This window comes from Pseudomonas caricapapayae (assembly GCF_001400735.1).
GTDB lineage: Bacteria > Pseudomonadota > Gammaproteobacteria > Pseudomonadales > Pseudomonadaceae > Aquipseudomonas > Aquipseudomonas caricapapayae.
On sequence record NZ_LJPW01000135.1, the window covers coordinates 1 to 279 of the forward strand.

1 protein-coding gene is annotated in these 279 nt (G+C 60.6%); it reads left to right on the forward strand.

Translation table 11 applies throughout. The features are described from left to right. A partial coding sequence (locus tag ALO80_RS18700; protein WP_144434237.1) for a hypothetical protein occupies window positions 1-279 on the forward strand: 279 nt, incomplete at both ends.

Below are 279 nucleotides of genomic sequence, written 5' to 3' on the forward strand. Positions count from 1 at the left end.
CCGCTGTTTTCGCCGCTCGGAGCTGACGTCTTCTGGCAAGGCAGCGTCGACGATCAGGACAGTTCCCTGCTCATTGCTTTGGATGACCCGCTGGCTATTTTCAACGATCTGGGCATGCAGCTGGCGGCCGATCAGGCCGCTTATCGCAACTGGCAAGCCGAGCACGAACACAAGGTACAGATCGCCCAGACCGTCACCACGCTATGTGGCGCAGAGAGCGAACCGGAGAAACTGCCTGCATCGGTGCGCGGCAATGCGGCGCTCACCCAGCAGTATCTG